This is a genomic window from Pseudomonas sp. P5_A2_2, from assembly GCF_054177685.1.
Genome location: NZ_JBGCUL010000301.1, coordinates 1 through 4,978, shown reverse-complemented (window position 1 = coordinate 4,978; position 4,978 = coordinate 1). Strand labels below are relative to the sequence as shown.

Here is a 4,978-nt window from a genome sequence, read left to right as displayed (position 1 = left end):
AGGTGGTGCTGAACGCTTGTTGTCCGGCCTGCAGGTCGGCTTTGCTGCCTTCCGGCAACGGCAGGCCGGCCAGATCATGGCGCACATAAGCGGCGACGTTCTTCACACCTGCTTCACCCAGAACTTCTCCCCAGGCCGGCATCATCGCCATCCGGCCACCCGTGATGGTGGTCTTGATCGCTTCGGCCGCGCCGCCCCAGCGCCAGTCGCTGTCGGTCAGGTTGGGGAAGCCGAACGCGCCCTTGGCGTCCGAGCCGTGGCACACCGAGCAGTTGGAGGCAAACAGGCGGCCGCCCATTTTCAATGCCTGTGGGTCCTTGGCCACTTCTTCCACGGGCATTGCCGCAAACTTCGCGAAGATCGGCCCGAACTTCCCGTCAGCCTTGGCCATTTCCTTTTCCCATTCGTGCACGCCGGTCCAGCCGTTCTCATAGCCGGGGAGAACGCCTTTCCAGTTGCCCAGGCCCGGATAAAGGATCAGGTAGCCGATGGCAAACACCAGCGTGCCGGCGAACAGCATGAACCACCATTGCGGCAACGGGTTGTCGTATTCCTCGATGCCGTCGAAGCTGTGCCCCATGGTCTGGTCGACACTGCCCTTGGTTTCACCCTTGCGGGTGCCGATCAGCAGCCAGGTCAGGCCGATCAGGCTGCCGATGGTCAGTACGCAGATCCACGTACTCCAGAAGGTGGTCATGGCCGGGTACTCCTTGTTGCTGATTCTTCAGTGATGTCGGGTTGTGGCTCGTCAGCGAACGGCAGCAGGCGCGCTTCGGCGAATTCCGGGCCGCGCTTGCCGTTGAACACCCATAGCGTCAGGCCGACGAAGGCCACGAACACCACGACCGTGCCCAGGCCGCGGATCATTCCAGTGCTCAGTTCAAACATTGCTCACCTCTTGCTCTTGATCGCAGTGCCGAGCACTTGCAGGTAGGCGACCAGCGCATCCATCTCGCTCTTGCCTTTGAGCGAAGCGACGGCGCCGGTAATGTCCTCGTCGGTGTACGGCACGCCGAGGGTACGCATGGCCTTGATCTTGGTTTCGGTATGACTGCTGTCGAGCTGATTGGCCACCAGCCACGGGTAGGCCGGCATCTTCGACTCGGGCACGACGTTGCGCGGGTTGTACAAGTGCGCGCGGTGCCAGTCATCGGAGTAACGCGCACCGACTCGCGCCAGGTCCGGCCCGGTGCGTTTCGAACCCCACAGGAACGGGTGATCCCAGACGCTTTCGCCGGCCACCGAATAGTGGCCGTAGCGTTCGGTCTCGGCGCGGAACGGGCGGATCATCTGCGAGTGACAACCGACGCAGCCTTCGCGGATATAGATGTCGCGACCTTCCAGTTGCAGCGCGGTGTAGGGCTTCATGCCTTCCACCGGTTTGTTGGTCACGTCCTGGAAGAACAACGGGACGATCTGGGTCAGGCCACCGATGCTCACGGCCAGGATCATCAGCAGCAGTAACAGGCCGACGTTTTTCTCGATAGTTTCGTGTTTCATGGCGGACTCCTCAGGCCATCTGCGCGGCAGCGGCGACTTCGGCAGGCTGCGAGGCCCGCACGGTGCGCCAGGTGTTGTAGGCCATCAGGAACATGCCGCTGAGGAAGATCGCGCCACCCACCAGCCGCACGACGAAGCCAGGGTGGCTGGCCACCAGGGTTTCGACGAAGGAGTAAGTCAGCGTGCCGTCCTCGTTCACCGCACGCCACATCAGGCCCTGGGCGATGCCGTTGACCCACATCGAGGCGATGTACAGAACCGTGCCGATGGTGGCGAGCCAGAAGTGCGCGTTGATCAGGCCGATGCTGTGCATCTGCTCGCGTCCGAAGACTTTCGGGATCATGTGGTACAGCGCGCCAATGGAAATCATCGCCACCCAGCCCAGGGCGCCTGCGTGTACGTGGCCGATGGTCCAGTCGGTGTAGTGGGAGAGGGCGTTGACCGTCTTGATCGCCATCATCGGCCCTTCGAAGGTCGACATGCCGTAGAACGCCAGCGACACCACGAGGAAGCGCAGGATCGGGTCGCTGCGCAACTTATGCCAGGCACCCGACAGGGTCATCATGCCGTTGATCATCCCGCCCCAGCTCGGTGCCAGCAGGATCAGCGACATCACCATGCCCAGCGACTGCGCCCAGTCCGGCAGCGCRGTGTAGTGCAAGTGGTGGGGACCTGCCCAGATGTACAGGGTGATCAGCGCCCAGAAGTGCACGATCGACAAGCGATAGGAATACACCGGGCGCTCGGCCTGTTTCGGCACGAAGTAGTACATCATCCCGAGGAAACCGGCGGTGAGGAAAAAGCCCACGGCGTTGTGCCCGTACCACCATTGCACCATCGCATCGGTGGCGCCGGAGTACAGCGAATAGGACTTGGTGAAGCTGACCGGCAATTCCATGTTGTTGACGATGTGCAGGATTGCCACGGTGATGATGAACGCACCGAAGAACCAGTTACCGACATAAATATGCTTGGTCTTGCGCTGCATGATCGTGCCGAAGAACACGATGGCGTAGGCGACCCAGACGATGGTGATCAGGATGTCGATCGGCCATTCCAGTTCCGCGTATTCCTTGGAGCTGGTGTAGCCCAGCGGCAGGCTGATGGCCGCGAGCAGAATCACAAGCTGCCAGCCCCAGAAGCAGAAGGCGGCGATTTTCGGTGCAAACAGCCGTGTCTGGCAGGTGCGTTGCACCGAGTACAACGAACTGGCGAACAGCGCGCAGCCGCCGAAGGCGAAGATCACCGCGTTGGTGTGCAGCGGGCGCAAGCGGCCGAAGCTGGTCCACGGCAAATTGAAGTTGAGTTCGGGCCAGACCAACTGGGCAGCGAGAAAAACCCCGAGCCCCATGCCGACGATGCCCCACACCACCGTCATAATGGCGAATTGGCGGACCACCTTGTAGTTGTAGGCGGTACTGATAGAAGTGTTCATGGTTCCCCATCCACGGTTCAGCCGAAGTGAGCGCGCAGCGCAAGGCAGTGCACCCTTCGGCCGGAGTTATAGGCAGACTGAAAGCGAGGCAAGCATGGACAAAGGGCACAAGGCCGGTATTGACGGGGATCAATGGGCGCAGTGCGTGCAGGATCATGGATGGTTGTGGAATGCCGCCGCTGGCAAGGCTGCGGCGACGCTGATCCTCGCCCATGGCGCTGGCGCACCGATGGACAGCGACTGGATGAGCGACATGGCTGCACGCCTCAAAGCTCAAGGCGTCAACGTGTTGCGCTTCGAATTTCCCTATATGGCGCAGCGGCGCATCGACGGCGGTAAACGCCCGCCGAACCCCGCGCCGAAACTGCTGGAATGCTGGCGCGAGGTGTATGCCCAGGTGCGACGCCATGTCACTGGGCCGCTGGCCATCGGCGGCAAGTCCATGGGCGGGCGCATGGCCAGCCTGCTGGCCGATGAGTTGGGGGCGGATGCCCTGGTGTGCCTGGGTTATCCATTCTATGCGGTGGGCAAGCCGGAGAAACCACGGGTCGAACATCTGGCCGGGTTGAAGACTCGGACCTTGATCGTCCAGGGCGAGCGCGATGCGTTGGGCAACCGGGAGGCGGTCGAGGGTTATGCGCTATCGCCGGGTATCGAAGTGTTCTGGCTGGTGGCGGGGGATCATGACTTGAAGCCGTTGAAGGCTTCGGGGTTTAGCCATGAGCAGCATTTGGCGGCTGCGGCGCAGAAAGTGGTCGCATTTCTTCAGTGAGATGAGTGGCGTCTGGGCCTGCCTCTTCGCGGGCTTGCCCGCGAAGGCGGCCTGTCAGGCAAAGCAATTCTCCCATCCCACATGGTCCGTTTGAGGGATGTCCCCTCTGTTCTCCATTGTTTGAATGCAAGGGTAGGGGCGCTACACCCGCCCCGTTGCACGCGCGCCCCGGCGGATGGGGTGAACAAAGGAGAACAATAAAAATGCTCAACCAAGACCTGATTCGCCAGYGTCTGAGCCAACGTGCCCGCGAGTTGGTGCCGATCCTGCGTGAACGCGCCCTGAATGCCGCGCAAGCCGGCCAGTTGCCTGAAGAAACCCTGAAGGATTTCCACGACGCCGGGTTCTTTCGCATCCTGCAACCGGCCCGTTGGGAAGGCTATGAGCTGGAGCCCAAGGATTTCTTCGACGTGCAGATGACCCTTGCCGAGGGCTGCATGTCTTCGGCCTGGGTACTTGGCGTGGTTGCGATCCACAACTGGCAACTGGCGCTGTTCGACGACCGCGCGGCCCAGGATGTCTGGGGAAGCGACTCCAGCGTGCTGATCTCCTCTTCCTATATGCCGGTGGGCAAGGTCGAGCGGGTTGATGGTGGCTTCAAGTTGAGCGGCCGCTGGGGCTTTTCTTCCGGCAGCAAGCATTGCGAATGGGCGTTCCTCGGTGCGCTGGTGCCGCCGGCAGAGGCGGGCGGGGCGCCGGATTACCGGACGTTCCTGGTGCCGCGCAGCGACTACCGGATTCTCGACAACTGGAACGTCATGGGCCTGGAAGCCACCGGCTCCCACGACATCCAGGTGGAAAACGCCTTCGTTCCCGAGTACCGCACCCATCGAGCGTTCGACGGTTTCATGCAGAACAGTCCGGGCAACGCGGTGAACACCGCACCGTTGTTCCGCCTGCCGTTCGGGCAGATTTTTGTGCGTGCCGTTTCGTCGTCCGCCATCGGTGCCCTGCAAGGCGCGGTGGATCTGTTTGCCGAGCACAACCGCGCCCGGGTCGGGGTCAATGACGGTCGCAAGATGGTCCAGGACCCGGCCGCGCAATCGGCGCTGGCCAACGCCATGGTCTGCGTCGACGAGTGCAAGACCGTGCTGCATCGCAACTTCGCCCTGATGCTGGAGCGCGCGCAGAAGGGCGAACCATTGAGCATGCCCGAGCGGGTGAAGATGCGTTATGACTCGGCGCTGGTGGCCGACAAGTGCGCCAAGGCAGCCGGCGAGCTGATGTTCAACAGCGGTGCTTCGACGATCTTCCGCAGCCATCCGATCAAC

The 4,978-nt window shown here is 62.1% G+C and carries 6 protein-coding genes; 2 read left to right on the top strand and 4 right to left on the bottom strand.

Annotation, left to right across the window (positions count from 1 at the left end; all coding sequences use genetic code 11):
* The 4 genes from ccoP to ccoN form a co-directional block, all read right to left on the bottom strand.
* Positions 1-697 (bottom strand): cytochrome-c oxidase, cbb3-type subunit III (gene ccoP / locus ACXRVY_RS16875; protein WP_458237807.1); only part of this gene is annotated, 697 nt, incomplete at its 3' end.
* Positions 694-888 (bottom strand): cbb3-type cytochrome oxidase subunit 3, encoded by a 195-nt coding sequence (locus ACXRVY_RS16870; RefSeq protein ID WP_150671820.1) that lies wholly within the window; start codon positions 886-888, stop codon positions 694-696. The genes ccoP and ACXRVY_RS16870, both read right to left, overlap by 4 nt.
* Before the next feature lie 3 nt (positions 889-891).
* Complete coding sequence (gene ccoO, locus ACXRVY_RS16865) at positions 892-1,500, bottom strand: cytochrome-c oxidase, cbb3-type subunit II (protein WP_008020035.1); 609 nt, start codon at positions 1,498-1,500, stop codon at positions 892-894.
* 10 nt (positions 1,501-1,510) lie between these two features.
* Complete coding sequence (gene ccoN / locus ACXRVY_RS16860; RefSeq protein ID WP_223462350.1) at positions 1,511-2,935, bottom strand: cytochrome-c oxidase, cbb3-type subunit I; 1,425 nt, start codon at positions 2,933-2,935, stop codon at positions 1,511-1,513.
* A gap of 94 nt (positions 2,936-3,029) precedes the next feature.
* Between ccoN and ACXRVY_RS16855 the strand changes: the two genes are divergently transcribed.
* Both ACXRVY_RS16855 and ACXRVY_RS16850 read left to right on the top strand, forming a co-directional pair.
* Positions 3,030-3,707: an alpha/beta family hydrolase gene (locus tag ACXRVY_RS16855; RefSeq protein ID WP_223462349.1), complete on the top strand. Its 678-nt coding sequence runs from the start codon at positions 3,030-3,032 to the stop codon at positions 3,705-3,707.
* 203 nt (positions 3,708-3,910) lie between these two features.
* Positions 3,911-4,978 (top strand): flavin-dependent monooxygenase (locus ACXRVY_RS16850; protein WP_458237806.1); only part of this gene is annotated, 1,068 nt, incomplete at its 3' end.

What these genes read in the sequence shown, in the direction of transcription:
- ACXRVY_RS16870 (WP_150671820.1), bottom strand. Translation starts at nt 888, where the DNA reads ATGTTTGAACTGAGCACTGGAATGATCCGCGGCCTGGGCACGGTCGTG.
- ACXRVY_RS16855 (WP_223462349.1), top strand. Translation starts at nt 3,030, where the DNA reads ATGGACAAAGGGCACAAGGCCGGTATTGACGGGGATCAATGGGCGCAG.
- ccoO (WP_008020035.1), bottom strand. Translation starts at nt 1,500, where the DNA reads ATGAAACACGAAACTATCGAGAAAAACGTCGGCCTGTTACTGCTGCTG.